Here is a 15658-nt window from a genome sequence, read left to right on the forward strand (position 1 = left end):
CCCAACCCCCGCTGACGCAACATCAAAGCTTAATTAATCTTCCGCTCCGGTAACGTACCGGAGGTCATTAATCGCAATTCACTTGCAAGGAATTCTCCATGTCAAATGTCATCACTATCTATCAACAGGTAAAAATGTCTAGCCGTGAAATTGCTCGACTAACGGGTAAACAGCATAAACATGTTCTCGATGATTGTCGCAAAATGTTCGAATCGATCAACATTCAATCGGCCGAGTTTTCGGCTGATTATAAAGACACCAGTGGTCGCACCTATCAAGAGTATTTGCTTGACCAGGATTTAACCATGACACTGGTCATGGGTTACAGTATTCAATTTCGCCATAGAGTCGCCACTCGCTGGCGAGAGCTGGAAGAGAAAGCAACGCGGCCTGTCTGCATATTACCTAATTTCGAAGACCCCCCTGTTGCGGCTATAGCATGGGCAGAATAGTTTCGTGAAAAAACCAGGTTAGTTTTAGTGAACAAAGAACAGGAAGCGGAATTACAGGAGTTGAAGAACCTGTTTAAGGAAGGAATAACGACCACTCAGTTTTGCAAAATGCTCAACGGTATTAACACACAACAGATTAATCACTGTTTGGCAGAAAGGAATTGGCTTTATAACGAAAGTAAATCCCATACCCGGTGGCGTGCAACCTCTTATGCGCGTGACCGATATTTAACGGAACATCAACATAAAATCAGCATTCATAACGGTGATGACTTTATCAAGTACCAACCGGTTTTATTGCGCAAGGGCGCAATCCGATTATTTGACCTCTACCGCAAAAATAAGTTGCCAATGAAAACCCATTGGGACGGGCAATTTACACACACCAAAGAACTCAATATTGCGTCATAAATCATAAACCCACGGAGTCACTCACCATGAAAAAATAAATAGCTACAACAAGTTGCAAATAGCGACGGTGACGCAATCACCGTTTTATATCACTTAACCCTAGCGCTAACAGAGGTGGCTCGAACCACCCCTGTCAGCTAACCACCATAACCTCATGGGAGGCTACAATGGCTAACATCGATATTACCCAATTTCCTGAATTACGGGAAGTGTTTCCTGAATTAACACCGGTGCAATTTGAAACGGCGATGCTGTTCTCTTTGGGCGTGTCACAAAAAGAAATTTCAGAATTGCGATCAATCTCATACAAAGTTGTGAAACAGACCCTGGAGGCGGCAAAAATCAAATTTGAGCCTCGTTCACTTCATGGTCTACTCACTATCTTCCATGTGCGTCTTGTGCTGTTTGCTTTGCAGCAATGTGTAAAATGAACGGACTCTGGTTCTGTTAAATAGCAACAGCAAACCCGTACTACAAAATAAAAAAGGAGCATAGGTGCCTTTAAGGCACCTACGGCATCCTGTTTATTCCCTTTAGCATTATCTGGCTTAAGTAATTAATACGTTCCAATCTGCATTGGAAAAAAGGCGCATTTTTAACGCAAAAGCCGATGTTACTTCAAAGGAGAAACCGTGATGAACAATCCCGTGATTGAAAACGTTGTATTCTGGATGACGGTGCCTTTTCTCATCCTATTAGCCCCGCTTATTTTAATATCGGTTATCTATTTTATTCGCGACTCATGTGCACGAAAAAAAACAAAAAAAAACTCATAGAATAATTTATGAATAAGATTAACTTGTCGTTACGTTCATTGTCTCTGACATCAAATGATGGAAAATAGTCAAGATGTTTGGGGAATAAAAAACTGTGACTCACGGTTTATTTATACCAATCGTGCTTTTTTTGACTTTTTCAATTTGCCACAAGGATTTGATGTGATAGGGCGGCGTGATGATGAACTTCCTACGTGTATTGCAGAATTTTCTTTAATAACTCAAAAATTGGAAAGAGAGGTTATAAAAAGCGGGCAAAAAATTACCCTCATTAAAACGCATTTTTTTGATCGTGAACAGAAACTGCAACCTTATTTATACGAAACTTTTCCGTTGCATAATAAAAGAAAGAAATGCATCGGCACCGTTTTTTATGGCAGAAAACTGGCTATTATTTCACTGCCACACTACGTGGACAAGCTGACTGCCACGCTATTATTGGAACCGCCCTCGAATCTCTTCACACAATCTGAACTGAGGATAGTCTTTTATTTATTACGCACGATGAGTGCCAAGGAAATAGGTAAAAAATTGGCACGTTCTCATCGCACAATAGAAAATAGAATTCGTATTCTATACCAAAAAGCGAAAGTGCATTCATTGCGAGACTTTAAACATTTTTGTCATCAAACCGGCTTTGACCGCACTGTTCCCCACGCGTTTATACGTCCTGGGATACAGTGTATTGAGTAGGAGATTTTCTTATGAGCAACAGACAGAGCAGAGCGAGAAAACGAGCGTTAAAAGATAAGGTCTTGGAAGCTAAGCGAAATGAAAATAAAAATTGGTTTAATCGATTAAGGCTTTGGTTCAAGAAGAAAAAAAAGCTTAAACATCGATTACCATAAAACCATTTTATTGCTTCTTCGAAAAAGAATGCGTTTAACGTAGGGCTTCATCTTGTCAATACAAGTGGAGTGCTTACATGTTATCTCTAAAAAAAGGAAGCATTATGTTACAAAAAGTGATGAAAGAACCGTCAGAGATGGTTTATATTGGCGCAACCCTCTACCAAAAACTTGAAACCTTTGCCGCATCTATCAGTGCTCACTCTGAGTATAAAATCACTGCAGCTCATTTCGCTCAATACCTTGTCGACCATTATGGTGAAATAGCTCAAGACACGATGATTGCCACATTGAAAAATTAAAAAGGAGTCGACCGTCATCATGATATTGTAATAATAGGCTTTCTAAGCACAACGACGCGTTATTATTGCTATTATCCGCGTTTATTTATATTTATTCTCCCTTCCTTTATTTTCATCACTGACAGCTTTCTCTTAGCAGAGAGAGCCTGTCATTATTTTTTATTCTTGAAATAAATTTATCCACATGACCCTCCATGACTCTTCTGTCTAAAACACGGACGAGGTCATGACATTTTTAACGTTGATAAGGAAAGCGCTGCGATGGAAATCAGCCTCAAGCAATGGAATCAAAACCAGCCTCGCCCGCGTTGCATGGAACAAGTACGCCGATGGGTACGCTCAGGTGTCATCCAACCGCCACCACGGCTCGATGGCAGAGAATACCTTGTTAACGCTAATGCCGTGAAGATTGACCCCACAAAACCCGCCAGTTACGCCGGAAAGCACTTAATGGAGAGACTGTATCATGGCACGCAAAAGAAAACCGGCTAACCGAGACCTACCCCCTAATTTGTATGTCCGTAATAATGGCTACTATTGCTATCGAGACCCACGGACGGGCAAGGAATACGGCGTAGGGAGCGTAAAACGCGTGGCGGTCAACGAAGCGATCGCCATGAATATGCAGATTTTTGACCGACGTCATAGCTTAGTAGACAGGATCAACGAGGTTAATACGCTGTCGGTGACGGAATGGGTAGCCAGATTTAAGGAAAAATTGCATCAACGTGGTCTTCGTCCTAAGACACTCACAGACTACCAATCAAGATTAACGGCCATCACCCAGGCTTTTCCTGATAGTACATTGAATACCCTTACCACCAAAGACATTGCTGAATTTTTAAATAGTTACAGCGATCAAGGGAAAACCGCCAGTGCAAAATTAATCCGCAGCTTGTTGATCGATATGTTTAATGAAGCCATTGCAGAAGGGCATTTGGCAACCAATCCGGCTACAGCGACGAAGAATCCTCGCGTACAGATACAGCGAGAACGTTTATCACTGGAAGAGTTTCTTGTGATCAGAGAGGCAGCAAACCAACGGCAGCCGTGGATAGGTTTAAGCATGGACTTGGCCTTACTTACGGGTCAGCGAGTAGGGGATATTCAGAGAATGAAATGGCAAGATATTCATGATGGAAAATGGTGGGTAGAGCAACAGAAGACAGGGATGAAACTGGCGATACCCTTAACCTTGAGTCTGGAAGTGATTGACAAGAACCTTGAAGGTGTTCTCGCTGATTGTCGACAACAAATAAGGGGTGAAGAGTACGTATTTATATGGAAGAAAAAAACTCACCTCAATCCTAAAAGATTGTCACAAGGATTTACAGACTTACGAGAACAATCAGGCTTGAAATGGCAAGGAACACCGCCTTCATTTCATGAAATCAGAAGTTTATCAGCGAGGCTGCATAGTGAAGCTAACAGTAAGGATTTTGCACAAAAATTACTGGGACACAAATCCTCTGCCATGACGGATAAATATCGTGATAGCAGAGGGAGTGAGTGGGACGAAATTTGACACTAATTATTATCTTTTGAGCTATCGAGTCAGACGTTAAAAGATGAAATTAATCCACTCGGCATTTTGACCTAATTTCGATCGATTGTGACTTTTTGTTTTTAATTTATTGATTTTTATCATAAATAAAATACTCGCACTATGTGAAATAAAGATCAAAGCGATGATTTTTAGTCGTAATCGCCGCTTGCGCTACGACACCCGCTAAGGGTTGTGCGTAACTAGGACGTTTAACCACTACCCGTTTGACAGCTAACTCACGAGCAGGAGCCAATAAACCATCAGCATCGTCATCTGTCCCAACCAGCGACTGAAAAACACGCATTTCTTTTTTTACCAACGCACTTTTTCGCCGGTGAGGATACATTGGATCAAGATATACCACATCAGGTCGTGGTAGGATGCTAGCCAAAGACGTAAGGCTGGATGTGTGTAGTAGCGTCATGCGTTCACGTAACCAAGAACCAATTTCAGCATTTTGGTAGCCCCGTTGTAAACCGTCATCCAATAGCGCAGCGACTACCGGATGACGTTCTAGCATCTGTACGTTACAACCTAGTGCCGCCAGTAAAAAAGCATCCCTTCCCAGCCCTGCGGTTGCATCTACCACCGTTGGTAGGTAGCTTTTTTTAATACCTATCGCCTTGGCGATCGCTTCACCACGCCCTCCACCAAAACGGCGACGATGTGTCATGGTACCGGAAGCAAAATCAACATAGATCCCGCCAAGTTTGGCTTCATCTCTTTTACGCAGTTCAAGGCGTTCAGATGTTAAAATCAGCGCCATAGCCGTTTGGTTGTCATCGGTCAGATCCCAACGTTCAGCCAGAGCCGATAGAGCTTTGGGATCGCTACCTGCCTCATACTGTAAACAAATATTCATAGGTATGGCTTAGAGCCTGTTAGAAATCTCTTATACTCGCTGATACTTCGTCAGAAATGAGCTCAAAATGCTCATTTTCTCCCTTAGACTCTTGTATACAAAGAATAAACTGCGCTTTTTCGCCCATTTTTTCCTTTTCTAAGCACAGCGAAAAAGATTTGGAACCGTCTTTTAGACCCTAGGCACGACATCCTCTTTTTGAATACCATAGTGACGTAACATGGCGTCCAATTGTGGTTCTCTCCCACGAAAACGTTTGAATAAGAGCATGGGGTCTTCTGATCCTCCTCGAGACAAGATGTTATCGAGAAAAGATTGACCGGTTGTCGCGTTAAAAATACCTTCTTCCTCAAAACGAGAAAAAGCATCCGCTGATAACACTTCTGCCCATAAATAACTGTAATAACCCGCTGCATACCCTCCGGCAAAAATATGACTGAAAGCATGTGGGAAGCGACTCCAGATAGGTGAAGGGACAACGGCTACCCGTTTTTTTACTTCATACAGTGTTGGGAGAATTTGTGCGCCCTTAGCAGTATCATATTCACAATGCATACGGAAATCGAATAAACCAAATTCCAGTTGACGCAAGATAAATAGCGCTGCCTGATAATTTTTCGCTGCCAGTAACTTATCTAGCATCTTTTCTGGCAATGGCTCCTGAGTTTGATAATGACCGGAGATAAATGCCAGTGCGTGCGATTCCCAACACCAGTTTTCCATAAACTGGCTAGGTAGTTCCACCGCGTCCCAAGGCACACCGCTGATACCGGATACACCCGCAATATCAATTTTAGTCAGCATATGATGTAAGCCGTGACCAAATTCATGGAACAGGGTTGTGACTTCATCATGTGTAAACAACGCCGGTTGATCACCCACCGCGGGGTTAAAATTACAGGTCAGATAAGCCACCGGTTTTTGATGTTTGCCGTTAGCCAAGCGTAGGCTGCTTGTACAGTCATCCATCCAGGCACCGCCACGTTTGTTTTCACGTGCGTAGAGATCAAGGTAGAAGCTGCCAGAGAGCTCTCCATTAGCATCAAATAGATCGAAAAAACGTACCTCTGAATGCCAGGTATCAACGTCATGGCGCTCTTTGACCTCAATGCCATAAATACGTCTTACCACTTCAAAGAGGCCCTTTAACACAGATCCTACAGGAAAATACGGCCGTAATTGTTCATCATTGATTGAAAATAAGTGCTGTTTTTGTTTTTCGGAATAATAAGTGATATCCCAGGCGGCCAGTTCGTCGATACCATAATACTGTTTGGCAAAAGCTTGTAGCTGAGCCAGTTCTCGTTCTGCCTGTGGGCGGGCACGTTTTGCCAGATCATTTAAGAAATTCAGTACTTTTTGCGGATTTTCCGCCATTTTGGTTGCCAGCGATTTATCCGCATAGTTAACGAAGCCCAGAAGCTGTGCCAGTTGGTGACGCAGTGCCAGTATTTCTTCCATGATAGTGCTGTTATCCCATTGGCCGGCGTGTGGCCCTTGATCGGATGCACGTGTTGAGTAGGCATAATACACTTCCTGCCGCAATTGTGCGTTATCCGCATAGGTTAGCACTGGTAGATAACTTGGCATATCGAGTGTTAACAACCAACCTTCTTGTTGTTTAGCTTCAGCCATCGCTTTTGCTGCCGCCAGGGCGCTTTCTGGCAAGCCATGTAATTGCTTAACATCGGTAATCAATTTGCTCCAGCCCATGGTGGCATCAAGCACGTTATTACTATAGGCAGAACCCAGTTCAGACAATCGAGCGACGATTTCACCGTAGTGTTTCTGTTGCTCTGCGGCTAAACCAATCCCCGATAGTTTGAAATCACGCAGTGTATTTTCAATGGCAGTGCGCTGAGCCGTGTTCAGCTTGGCAAAATGCGATCCTGCCTGCAAGTTAAGATAGGCCTGATATAGCCCTTTGTGCTGTCCTAACCACGTACTAAATTCGGATAACAACGGCAGACTTTGTTCATAGGCTGCCCGTAATTGCGGACTGTTTTGTACCGCATTTAGATGACTAATTGGCGACCAGATACGTGCGAGTCGATCATCAGATTCAGCTAGCGGCTGACAAAGGTTATCCCAAGTAAAGGGCTCTTGCTGTGCGAGCACTCTTTCTACCGATTGTCGACATTCTTTTAGTGCCACTTGCACTGCAGACACAATATGTTCAGGGCGAATGGCCGAAAAAGGTGGCAGGGAAAAGGCAGTCAACAGCGGGTTTGTCATCGGGTGATCCTAATCATTGTTTGAGTCAGACAGCGACTAGCGCCGTCACCAGGGGTTACACAGTCGAAGCAACGTCTGAGCGTCACACATGACGATTTCGAACCAGTGCTAAATTGCTTTTAGGTTGCGCAAAGGTACTTGGTTCTGTAGAGTAGGTCTCTGGTTTGACATCATCTCCCCAGCGACCTCTCGTCAAACCGTGCTTGCAGTTTTCCCGCACACGGCTTTCCGACTGTCTTCTTTCCACAGCGTTACGACGGCACAGGTCGGGCATACCGACTCCCTTCATCTCCGGTTACGGACAGGCTGTACAGCTTAAACAGCCCGTGGTAATCGTAGAACCAGGACGGCGGGTGGTCCCTCCACCCCTTACCCCGTTTCTTGTGCTTCTTCCGCAACATGATGCAGAGTGTCCATATCGTGTAATTCGCTATGCTCAAGAAATGCTTCCTTGAATTACCTGTCTTGAAGTAATTCCCCCATCCGCGAAGAATCGGGTTTACCTTTTCTTTCACCAATGTGGGCCAATCCCAGTGCTGCCCTTTTCGGACAACATCACGGATTTTCTGCTTAACAGACTTCATAGCCTTGGGAGTCGGATAGTAAAAGGTCTTCAACTCGCCCGTCACTTTCGATGGTTGAACTGCGAACCTGTGACCTAGAAAGTCAAACGGCTCTTTCATGGCATTAACTATCCGCGTTTTCTTGGCATTAAGCGTCAACCCAAGTCGGTCTAAGACTTTCTTGGCCTGATCCAGATAAAACTCCGGGCGCTTGCTGCACAAAATCACAAAATCGTCGGCATATCGCACGATATGAGCATCATGCGGACGTTTACCGAACGCCTTTTTCTCCCACGTCGAATCAAGCCAGTGCAGGTAGAGATTAGCGAGCAAGGGAGAAATTACTCCGCAAACAATCTGGCAAACTTCTGCCATATGTTTTGTCTGATCCTGCTTCTAGGCTGGTATCATTACCGGGATTCACCCGAAAAACCACCACAATTTCATCACGATAAATTTCTATCCGTTTCACCAGCGCACGCAGAATTTCTCGCTTCATCAGAAAATCGTCCGTATTCAGGCGTTCCGTGACCGCAGCAGCAAAATCCTCCACCCGGTTAACCAGTAGCAGCAACTCATGCTGGTTCTCTGTGGCCTGTTTCACCTTCACTCTCTGGCGCGCAAGTTCCGCCAGCCTGAGCGTCATCACTCTGATCCGTGGTTCAAAGTCTGTTTTGCCAATCAGCCCTTCGGCAAAACTATCAATCAATCGGGACCGCCCCACGTTTAGCTGATTTTCTTGCTTTTTCAGACGCTCAGCATCTGCGGTCTGTCCACTGTGCTCTGACGCCTGCGTTAGACGCTGCTCATATTCTTTTTTCAGCCGTTCCGGCTCAGACAGCAGCGCAATGACCTGTGCCCAGACCGTTTCATCCAGCATGGATGTCCTGACCTGTTTATTGTCACACACCCGAATGCCCCCAAAGCGGTAAGCATCCGTCCCAGTACAGTGGTAATAAGAATACTGCGCCCCCCTTTTGCCGCAGATTTACTGACTTTTTTGCCATAATACGCATAGCGACAGTGGCCGCACACAGTCAGCCCCTGTAAGAGATAAGCGGCTCCCCGGCGCCCCTGTCGTGCATGTCGGCGGTTTTCTTCCAGCTGTTCGTTGACCGTCAAGAAAAGAGCGCTGTTGATGATGGCAGGCACAGGGATCCCGATGCCGTCATCCGGCTTACTTCGTATTACTGAATAACCGTTCTTGAGGATATCTGCACTGTTGCGCGCTGCTCTCACCCGGGGACGGGGGGCGCAGTTTTTCGTTTTTCCGAACACAGCAAGTCCTTTGTAAGCGGGGTTCTTTAACATGCCCCATACCGTACTGCGGTCCCAGCCGGGTTTGCCGGTGGCGCTTTCTATGCCTTTCTCAGCCAGACGTCTGACCACACCGCCTAGACTCAGGCGCTCTATGCCAGCCCAACTAAATATCTTCCTGACCACGGAGGCTTCATGAAGGTTGACAATATACTGTGCGGGTGTCCCGTCCGGCTGCCTGCGGATATACCGATAACCGTAAGGTGCACCGGAAAGGACACCGACATTACCACAGCGTGCACCGTGAAGCTTACCACGCCGGTTGCGCTCCATAATCTTTGCCCGCTCATATTCAGCAAACATCCCCTGCATCTGCAGAAGCATCATGTCTTCCGGCGTGTCGCCGGGGGTGTGACAGATAAAGATAACCTCCACGCCGCAGGCGCTGAACTCTTCCATCAGCAGAGCCTGATAGGCGTATTTACGGGCTAGCCTGTCGGGCGACAGGATGTACAGGCATTCAATATCGCCTGCCGCCGCGTAGTCCCTCAGGCGCTCTAGTTGCGGGCGGATAAGTGTAGCACCGCTGACACCATCATCGATAAAGAGCATGGCGTCAGGCAACACGTGGCCGTCCTCACGGATGCGGTCCTTGATTGCTGCAAGCTGACTGCCGATGGTGCCATTTTTTACCTGTTGCCCGGAAGAAACGCGGGCGTAGAGTGCGACCAGTGCCTTGTTCATAACATTTTGCTCCGTCTAGCGGTTGAGCGGGCAGGAGCCCGGTGAGGTTTGGCCTGGGCCTGGTCGTGAGGGGTAAGCACGTGGTGGTTAACGGGAGTCAGCTGTTCATAAACATCCGTCAGCTGGTCGTCAGAAAACCGGCTGGGCTCGAAAGTGATACGTACGTGTTGTGAAAATGGCTTCGGTTTCATTGCTGAGGGTCACTCCGTGTGCCGTTATCAGTCTCAATAACGAGGGAAAACTCAGTGATGCTCCCATCCGGATGACCAGACTTGAGGCAGCGCCGGTGAAAACGCAGGCCCCAGCTTACGCGAAAGTTTGCACTATTGTTTGCGGAGTAATTTCTCCCTTGCTCGCTAATCTCTACCTGCACTGGCTTGATTCGACGTGGGAGAAAAAGGCGTTCGGTAAACGTCCGCATGATGCTCATATCGTGCGATATGCCGACGATTTTGTGATTTTGTGCAGCAAGCGCCCGGAGTTTTATCTGGATCAGGCCAAGAAAGTCTTAGACCGACTTGGGTTGACGCTTAATGCCAAGAAAACGTGGATAGTTAATGCCATGAAAGAGCCGTTTGACTTTCTAGGTCACAGGTTCGCAGTTCAACCATCGAAAGTGACGGGCGAGTTGAAGACCTTTTACTATCCGACTCCCAAGGCTATGAAGTCTGTTAAGCAGAAAATCCGTGATGTTGTCCGAAAAGGGCAGCACTGGGATTGGCCCACATTGGTGAAAGAAAAGGTAAACCCGATTCTTCGCGGATGGGGGAATTACTTCAAGACAGGTAATTCAAGGAAGCATTTCTTGAGCATAGCGAATTACACGATATGGACACTCTGCATCATGTTGCGGAAGAAGCACAAGAAACGGGGTAAGGGGTGGAGGGACCACCCGTCGTCCTGGTTCTACGATTACCACGGGCTGTTTAAGCTGTACAGCCTGTCCGTAACCGGAGATGAAGGGAGTCGGTATGCCCGACCTGTGCCGTCGTAACGCTGTGGAAAGAAGACAGTCGGAAAGCCGTGTGCGGGAAAACTGCAAGCACGGTTTGACGAGAGGTCGCTGGGGAGATGATGTCAAACCAGAGACCTACTCTACGAGGGGTTCTCCGTTTTGATGACAAGACAATTTATCGAGGTAAAAATGGAACAACGAACAGAAGCCTGGTTTGCTGCAAGAAGCGGCAAAGTGACGGCCAGCAAATTGGCAGAGGTGATGGCAAAAGTCAAAACCGGCGATGCCGCAACGCGAAAAAAATACAGGGCCGAGCTGATTTGCCAGCGTCTGACGGGGAAACGGGGAGACACCTTTGTCACGCTCGATATGAAGCACGGGACGGCACTGGAACCCGTCGCCCGTGAGGCTTACATCTTGCGTGAATTTGCAGTAGAGGTCACGGAGGTCGGTCTCGTCGACCACCCCACTATTGAGGGGTTTGCGGCCAGTCCCGACGGATTGGTTAATGAGGATGGCCTGATCGAGATTAAATGCCCCAAAACCTGGACGCATCTGAAAACGATAAGAACAGGTGAACCAGAAAAAAAATACCGCCTGCAAATGCACGCACAAATGCTGTGTACGGGGCGTCGATGGTGTGACTTTGTCAGTTATGACAATCGACTGCCTGACACATTAGCCTACTTCAAAAAGCGCATTCACTTTGATGAAGCGCTGGGCAAGGAAATTGAAACCGAAGTGCGAAAATTTCTGCAGGAACTTGAAGATGAAATCGAACAGATTAAAACGTATGGAAAAGTGGCATGAAGATAACGCCACTGAAAAAAAGTGATCGTTTAGCGGATGAAATACGCGTAGAGTTGCCTGTCGATAATATCAACGCCACATTGTAGAGAATAATCACAGGGAGATTGCGCCGTGCCTCAGGTACCGAACCCACATGATGCAACATTTAGGAAGTGCATGAGCAATGTTAACGTTGCCCGTGATTTCCTACAGTTCCACTTACCGCCTGAAATCAAGGAGCAATGCGATTTTTCTACGTTGAAGATCGAACCGGGTTCATTCATTGAGCCGAATTTGAGACAACATTATTCTGACATTGTTTATTCACTCAAAACGAAGGAGGGTAAGCGTTGCTACATTCATTGTCTCATCGAACATCAAAGCACGCCAAAAAAATTAATGGCTTTCCGCTTGTTCCGCTACAGTATTCCCATCATGCAACAGCATCTTGACCAAGGCCATGACGAGTTGCCGGTGGTAATACCGATCCTCTTTTATCATGGAGAAACAAGCCCTTATCCCTACAGTATGGATTGGCTGGATTGTTTTGCTGACAGAGACTTAGCACAAAGAGTCTATTCTCAGCCTTTTCCTTTGGTGGATGTGACCACGATACCCGATGAAGAAATCTTGACTCACCGCAGTGTTGCTCTTCTTGAATTAGTACAAAAGCACATTTATGCGCGTGATATCATAGTGATAAGTCAGTCTATTGCACATTTACTGAATACGGGTTATACAGAGAGTGAACTGGTTAAGACATTAATGTATTATATTGCTCAGAGAGGAAAAACAGCGGATACACCGCAATTTTTCAAAACGATTGTGGAGCACGCACCGACTTACAGTGAGGACATCATGACGATTGCACAAGACTTGAGAAGAGAGGGCCGTGAGGAAGGCATGCAACAGGGCATGCAACAGGGCATGCAACAGGGGAAAAAACAAGCTGCCCTAGAATTTGCTAAAAAACTTCGTGATGACGGAGCAGATAGAGATACGATTAAAAAATATACTGGTCTTTCTGACCAGGATCTTGGCACCTCGCTACATTAACTGTGTTGTAGTGCCCGTTACTTGAACAGGCTGAACAATGCTCCAGCCACAGGGAATGTTCATTGTAGATGTTGAACACGCCTAACCAATACCGCATACGCAAGTAGTGCGGTTTTTTTACGCCCATAGCGTGTAATGGTCAGATAGTGAACAACTATACGCCTTCAATAAAACTATAGCAGGGGCCGTATAAGTTGATTGTAAAAATTTACACTAATATATTGATATTAAATAATATTTACTGGTCAAGTAAATCATGTTACATGGCCCCTGCTATAAATTCACCTTTAGCCTGCCGTCTTTGTGACTGTTTCAAAGATGGGATGGTATTCGTTAATTTTGTTAATAGAAGCAAAGCCCAACCTCACGCTGACACAACATCAAAGCTTAATTAATCTTCTGCTCCGGTAACGTACCGGAGGTCATTAATCGCAATTCACTTGCAAGGAATTCTGCATGTCAAATGTCATCACTATCTATCAACAGGTAAAAATATCTAGCCGTGAAATTGCTCGACTAACAGGCAAACATCATAAAGACGTACTTTATGACTGTAGAAAAATGTTTGAAGTGCTCACTATTCAATCGGCGGACTTTTCCGCCGATTATAAAGACGCCAGTGGTCGCACTTATCAGGAATATTTGCTTGACCAAGATTTAACCATGACATTGGTCATGGGTTACAGTATTCCACTTCGCCATAAAGTCGCCACGCGCTGGCGGGAGCTGGAAGAGAAAGCAACACGGCCTGTCTGCATATTACCTAATTTCGAAGACCCCCTGTTGCGGCTATGGCATGGGCAGAACAGTTTCGTGAAAAAACCAGGCTAGCCTTAGTGAACAAAGAACAGGAAGCGGAATTAAAGGAGTTGAAGAACCTGTTTAAGGAAGGAATAACGACGACTCAGTTCTGCAAAATGCTCAACGGTATTAATACACAACAGATTAATCACTGCTTGGCAGAAAGAAATTGGCTTTATAACGAAAGTAAATCCCATATCCGCTGGCGTGCAACCTCTTATGCACGTGACCGATATTTGACGGAACATCAACATAAAATCAGCATTCATAGCGGTGATGACTTTATCAAATACCAACCGGTTTTACTACGCAAAGGGGCAATCCGATTATTTGACCTCTACCGCAAAAATAAGCTGCCAATGAAAACCCATTGGGACGGGCACTTCACCCACGAAAAAGAACTTAGCATCGCATCATAAACCCACGGAGTCACTCACCATGAAAACATAAATAGCCACAACAACTTACAAATAGCGACGGTGACGCAATCCCGTTTATATCACTTAACCCTAGCGCTAACAGAGGTGGGACTAACCACCCCTGTCAGCTAACCACCACAACCTACCACAGAGGCTAGAATGACTAACATCGATATTACCCAATTTCCTGAATTACGGGAAGTGTTTCCTGAGTTAACGGCTGTTCAATTTGAGACTGCGATGCTTTTCGCGTTAGGCGTATCACAAAAAGACATCGCTTTATTACGCTCGGTATCCTATCCCGCCGTGAAACAGACGTTGGCAAGTGCAAAACTCAAATTTGAACTGTATTCTCTGCATGGTCTGTTTACCGTATTTCATGTCCGCCTTGCGCTTTTTGCTTTGAAGGGATGTAGAAAGCGATAGCGTTTAGCATGATAAAAATAGAAAAGATAGTCTCTCTTGTGGAGACTATCCCATTTTATTTTTCTAATTAGACTTTCGCACTGACTAAGTAATTTACCCTCTCCTAAATGGGCGTCATTCACAATGAAGGGACTGAATGGAGTTAGGACAGATGATGAAAAAAATAGCAAAGGTATCACGCTCATTACCTCTGACAGCTATGATGGAAAACAGTCAAGATGTTTGGGGAATAAAAGACTGTGACTCACGCTTTATTTATACGAATCGTGCTTTTCTTGATTTTTTAAATGTGCCACAAGGATTTTATGTAATAGGACGACGTGATGATGAACTTCCTACGTGTATTGCAGAATTTGCTTTAATAATTCAAAAACTGGAAAGAGAGGTTATAAAAAGCGGACAGAAAATTACCCTCATTAAAACGCATTTCTTTGGTCGTGAGCAGAAACTGTAACCTTATTTATACGAAACCTTTCCGTTGCATAATAAAAGAAATAAATGCATCGGCACCGTTTTTTATGGCAGAAAATTGGCTATTATTTCACTGCCTCACTACGTGGGCAAGCTGACGGCCACGCTATTATTTGAACCTCACTCGACTCTATTCACACAATCTGAATTGAGGATAATTTTTTATTTATTACGCACGATGAGTGCCAAGGAAATAGGTAAGAAATTGGCACGTTCTCATCGCACAATAGAAAATAGAATTCGTATTCTATACCAAAAAGCGAAAGTGCATTCATTGCGAGACTTTAAACATTTTTGTCATCAAACCGGCTTTGACCGCACTGTTCCCCACGCGTTTATACGTCCTGGGATACAGTGTATTGAGTAGGAGATTTTCTCATGAGCAACAGACAGAGCAGAGCGAAAAAACGAGAGTTAAAAGATAAGGCCTTGGAAGCGAAAAGAAATGAAAAGAAAAATTGGCTTACCCGATTAAGAAGTTGGTTCAATAAGAAAAAAAAGCCTAAACATCGATTGCCTTAATATTTCCTTCTCCGTTATTCATATAAAAATTTTATTGTTCAATAACTCTATCTTGGCAGAAATATTTTGCCAAGATTTTTTTTCCTTAAATAAAAGTGGAGGCCAGCTGGATCCGGCACATTCCCGGAGGCTAATCGGATCACCCACCCAAGGTACGATTACAAATCTCCAGAAATACTATCAATGCTGAAGTAACAAAAACGTTTATAGAAACCTGCATAAA

At 45.1% G+C, this 15658-nt stretch carries 22 protein-coding genes; 17 read left to right on the forward strand and 5 right to left on the reverse strand.

What is annotated here, in order from left to right; all coding sequences use genetic code 11:
• Positions 1–98 precede the first annotated feature (98 nt).
• The 8 genes from CCS41_RS16295 (at position 99) to CCS41_RS02350 (ending at position 4314) form a co-directional block, all read left to right on the forward strand.
• On the forward strand, positions 99–452 hold the full coding sequence (locus tag CCS41_RS16295) for a Rha family transcriptional regulator (RefSeq protein WP_240313812.1): 354 nt from the start codon (positions 99–101) through the stop codon (positions 450–452).
• 27 nt (positions 453–479) lie between these two features.
• Positions 480–863, forward strand: coding sequence for a phage antirepressor KilAC domain-containing protein (locus tag CCS41_RS16300; RefSeq protein WP_240313813.1), 384 nt, complete (start codon positions 480–482; stop codon positions 861–863).
• Positions 864–1030: 167 nt separating this feature from the next.
• Complete coding sequence (locus tag CCS41_RS02330; RefSeq protein WP_119797145.1) at positions 1031–1294, forward strand: helix-turn-helix transcriptional regulator; 264 nt, start codon at positions 1031–1033, stop codon at positions 1292–1294.
• A gap of 399 nt (positions 1295–1693) precedes the next feature.
• Positions 1694–2332 carry a helix-turn-helix transcriptional regulator gene (locus CCS41_RS02335; protein WP_240313814.1) on the forward strand — a complete coding sequence of 213 codons (639 nt, stop codon included), beginning with the start codon at positions 1694–1696 and terminating at the stop codon, positions 2330–2332.
• An 11-nt stretch (positions 2333–2343) separates the two neighbouring features.
• On the forward strand, positions 2344–2487 hold the full coding sequence (locus CCS41_RS15510; RefSeq protein WP_162859960.1) for a hypothetical protein: 144 nt from the start codon (positions 2344–2346) through the stop codon (positions 2485–2487).
• Positions 2488–2591: 104 nt separating this feature from the next.
• Entirely contained in the window at positions 2592–2789 is a 198-nt protein-coding gene (locus CCS41_RS02340; RefSeq protein WP_119797146.1) for a hypothetical protein, read from the forward strand.
• Positions 2790–3050: 261 nt separating this feature from the next.
• A complete protein-coding gene (locus CCS41_RS02345) occupies positions 3051–3281 on the forward strand; it encodes an excisionase (protein WP_072551147.1) in 231 nt (76 codons plus the stop codon).
• Entirely contained in the window at positions 3256–4314 is a 1059-nt protein-coding gene (locus tag CCS41_RS02350; protein ID WP_072551146.1) for a site-specific integrase, read from the forward strand. Before CCS41_RS02345 ends, CCS41_RS02350 begins: the two co-directional genes overlap by 26 nt.
• A gap of 139 nt (positions 4315–4453) precedes the next feature.
• Here CCS41_RS02350 and rsmJ read toward each other — a convergent pair whose 3' ends face one another.
• The 5 genes from rsmJ to CCS41_RS02370 form a co-directional block, all read right to left on the reverse strand.
• Complete coding sequence (gene rsmJ, locus CCS41_RS02355) at positions 4454–5197, reverse strand: 16S rRNA (guanine(1516)-N(2))-methyltransferase RsmJ (protein ID WP_072551145.1); 744 nt, start codon at positions 5195–5197, stop codon at positions 4454–4456.
• A 171-nt stretch (positions 5198–5368) separates the two neighbouring features.
• Positions 5369–7432: an oligopeptidase A gene (gene prlC / locus CCS41_RS02360; RefSeq protein ID WP_072551144.1), complete on the reverse strand. Its 2064-nt coding sequence runs from the start codon at positions 7430–7432 to the stop codon at positions 5369–5371.
• A 251-nt stretch (positions 7433–7683) separates the two neighbouring features.
• The gene (locus CCS41_RS02365) at positions 7684–8370 is read right to left on the reverse strand and encodes a group II intron maturase-specific domain-containing protein (protein ID WP_119797147.1); all 687 of its coding nucleotides are present in this window, start codon (positions 8368–8370) and stop codon (positions 7684–7686) included.
• A complete protein-coding gene (locus CCS41_RS15940; RefSeq protein ID WP_205411462.1) occupies positions 8318–8875 on the reverse strand; it encodes a hypothetical protein in 558 nt (185 codons plus the stop codon). The genes CCS41_RS02365 and CCS41_RS15940 overlap by 53 nt, the downstream gene beginning before the upstream one ends.
• Positions 8815–9996, reverse strand: coding sequence for a recombinase family protein (locus CCS41_RS02370; RefSeq protein WP_205411463.1), 1182 nt, complete (start codon positions 9994–9996; stop codon positions 8815–8817). Before CCS41_RS02370 ends, CCS41_RS15940 begins: the two co-directional genes overlap by 61 nt.
• A 175-nt stretch (positions 9997–10171) precedes the next feature.
• Here CCS41_RS02370 and CCS41_RS02380 point away from each other — a divergent pair, with 175 nt between their 5' ends.
• The 9 genes from CCS41_RS02380 to CCS41_RS15515 all read left to right on the forward strand — a co-directional run bounded on the left by CCS41_RS02380 (position 10172) and on the right by CCS41_RS15515 (position 15435).
• The gene (locus CCS41_RS02380) at positions 10172–10990 is read left to right on the forward strand and encodes a group II intron maturase-specific domain-containing protein (RefSeq protein ID WP_119797149.1); all 819 of its coding nucleotides are present in this window, start codon (positions 10172–10174) and stop codon (positions 10988–10990) included.
• A 150-nt stretch (positions 10991–11140) separates the two neighbouring features.
• A complete protein-coding gene (locus CCS41_RS02385) occupies positions 11141–11761 on the forward strand; it encodes a lambda exonuclease family protein (protein WP_119797704.1) in 621 nt (206 codons plus the stop codon).
• A gap of 111 nt (positions 11762–11872) precedes the next feature.
• Positions 11873–12796 carry an Rpn family recombination-promoting nuclease/putative transposase gene (locus tag CCS41_RS02390; RefSeq protein ID WP_275887674.1) on the forward strand — a complete coding sequence of 308 codons (924 nt, stop codon included), beginning with the start codon at positions 11873–11875 and terminating at the stop codon, positions 12794–12796.
• A gap of 456 nt (positions 12797–13252) precedes the next feature.
• Positions 13253–13627 carry a Rha family transcriptional regulator gene (locus tag CCS41_RS15945; protein ID WP_240313815.1) on the forward strand — a complete coding sequence of 125 codons (375 nt, stop codon included), beginning with the start codon at positions 13253–13255 and terminating at the stop codon, positions 13625–13627.
• A complete protein-coding gene (locus tag CCS41_RS15950; protein ID WP_205411464.1) occupies positions 13588–14016 on the forward strand; it encodes a phage antirepressor KilAC domain-containing protein in 429 nt (142 codons plus the stop codon). The genes CCS41_RS15945 and CCS41_RS15950 overlap by 40 nt, the downstream gene beginning before the upstream one ends.
• 159 nt (positions 14017–14175) lie before the next feature.
• Complete coding sequence (locus CCS41_RS02400) at positions 14176–14442, forward strand: transcriptional regulator (RefSeq protein WP_119797151.1); 267 nt, start codon at positions 14176–14178, stop codon at positions 14440–14442.
• Positions 14443–14578: 136 nt separating this feature from the next.
• Positions 14579–14896: a PAS domain-containing protein gene (locus CCS41_RS16305; protein ID WP_240313816.1), complete on the forward strand. Its 318-nt coding sequence runs from the start codon at positions 14579–14581 to the stop codon at positions 14894–14896.
• A 75-nt stretch (positions 14897–14971) separates the two neighbouring features.
• Positions 14972–15280 (forward strand): helix-turn-helix transcriptional regulator, encoded by a 309-nt coding sequence (locus CCS41_RS16310; RefSeq protein WP_240313817.1) that lies wholly within the window; start codon positions 14972–14974, stop codon positions 15278–15280.
• Positions 15281–15291: 11 nt separating this feature from the next.
• On the forward strand, positions 15292–15435 hold the full coding sequence (locus tag CCS41_RS15515; protein WP_162859961.1) for a hypothetical protein: 144 nt from the start codon (positions 15292–15294) through the stop codon (positions 15433–15435).
• Positions 15436–15658 lie beyond the last annotated feature (223 nt).

It is taken from the genome of Candidatus Fukatsuia symbiotica (assembly GCF_003122425.1).
Classification (GTDB): Bacteria; Pseudomonadota; Gammaproteobacteria; order Enterobacterales; family Enterobacteriaceae; genus Fukatsuia; species Fukatsuia symbiotica.

What these genes read in the sequence shown, in the direction of transcription:
- CCS41_RS16295 (WP_240313812.1), top strand. Translation starts at nt 99, where the DNA reads ATGTCAAATGTCATCACTATCTATCAACAGGTAAAAATGTCTAGCCGT.
- CCS41_RS02330 (WP_119797145.1), top strand. Translation starts at nt 1,031, where the DNA reads ATGGCTAACATCGATATTACCCAATTTCCTGAATTACGGGAAGTGTTT.
- CCS41_RS02335 (WP_240313814.1), top strand. Translation starts at nt 1,694, where the DNA reads ATGATGGAAAATAGTCAAGATGTTTGGGGAATAAAAAACTGTGACTCA.
- CCS41_RS15510 (WP_162859960.1), top strand. Translation starts at nt 2,344, where the DNA reads ATGAGCAACAGACAGAGCAGAGCGAGAAAACGAGCGTTAAAAGATAAG.
- CCS41_RS02340 (WP_119797146.1), top strand. Translation starts at nt 2,592, where the DNA reads ATGTTACAAAAAGTGATGAAAGAACCGTCAGAGATGGTTTATATTGGC.
- CCS41_RS02345 (WP_072551147.1), top strand. Translation starts at nt 3,051, where the DNA reads ATGGAAATCAGCCTCAAGCAATGGAATCAAAACCAGCCTCGCCCGCGT.
- CCS41_RS02350 (WP_072551146.1), top strand. Translation starts at nt 3,256, where the DNA reads ATGGCACGCAAAAGAAAACCGGCTAACCGAGACCTACCCCCTAATTTG.
- rsmJ (WP_072551145.1), bottom strand. Translation starts at nt 5,197, where the DNA reads ATGAATATTTGTTTACAGTATGAGGCAGGTAGCGATCCCAAAGCTCTA.
- prlC (WP_072551144.1), bottom strand. Translation starts at nt 7,432, where the DNA reads ATGACAAACCCGCTGTTGACTGCCTTTTCCCTGCCACCTTTTTCGGCC.
- CCS41_RS02365 (WP_119797147.1), bottom strand. Translation starts at nt 8,370, where the DNA reads ATGGCAGAAGTTTGCCAGATTGTTTGCGGAGTAATTTCTCCCTTGCTC.
- CCS41_RS15940 (WP_205411462.1), bottom strand. Translation starts at nt 8,875, where the DNA reads ATGCTGGATGAAACGGTCTGGGCACAGGTCATTGCGCTGCTGTCTGAG.
- CCS41_RS02370 (WP_205411463.1), bottom strand. Translation starts at nt 9,996, where the DNA reads ATGAACAAGGCACTGGTCGCACTCTACGCCCGCGTTTCTTCCGGGCAA.
- CCS41_RS02380 (WP_119797149.1), top strand. Translation starts at nt 10,172, where the DNA reads ATGGCTTCGGTTTCATTGCTGAGGGTCACTCCGTGTGCCGTTATCAGT.
- CCS41_RS02385 (WP_119797704.1), top strand. Translation starts at nt 11,141, where the DNA reads ATGGAACAACGAACAGAAGCCTGGTTTGCTGCAAGAAGCGGCAAAGTG.
- CCS41_RS15945 (WP_240313815.1), top strand. Translation starts at nt 13,253, where the DNA reads ATGTCAAATGTCATCACTATCTATCAACAGGTAAAAATATCTAGCCGT.
- CCS41_RS15950 (WP_205411464.1), top strand. Translation starts at nt 13,588, where the DNA reads ATGGCATGGGCAGAACAGTTTCGTGAAAAAACCAGGCTAGCCTTAGTG.
- CCS41_RS02400 (WP_119797151.1), top strand. Translation starts at nt 14,176, where the DNA reads ATGACTAACATCGATATTACCCAATTTCCTGAATTACGGGAAGTGTTT.
- CCS41_RS16305 (WP_240313816.1), top strand. Translation starts at nt 14,579, where the DNA reads ATGGAGTTAGGACAGATGATGAAAAAAATAGCAAAGGTATCACGCTCA.
- CCS41_RS15515 (WP_162859961.1), top strand. Translation starts at nt 15,292, where the DNA reads ATGAGCAACAGACAGAGCAGAGCGAAAAAACGAGAGTTAAAAGATAAG.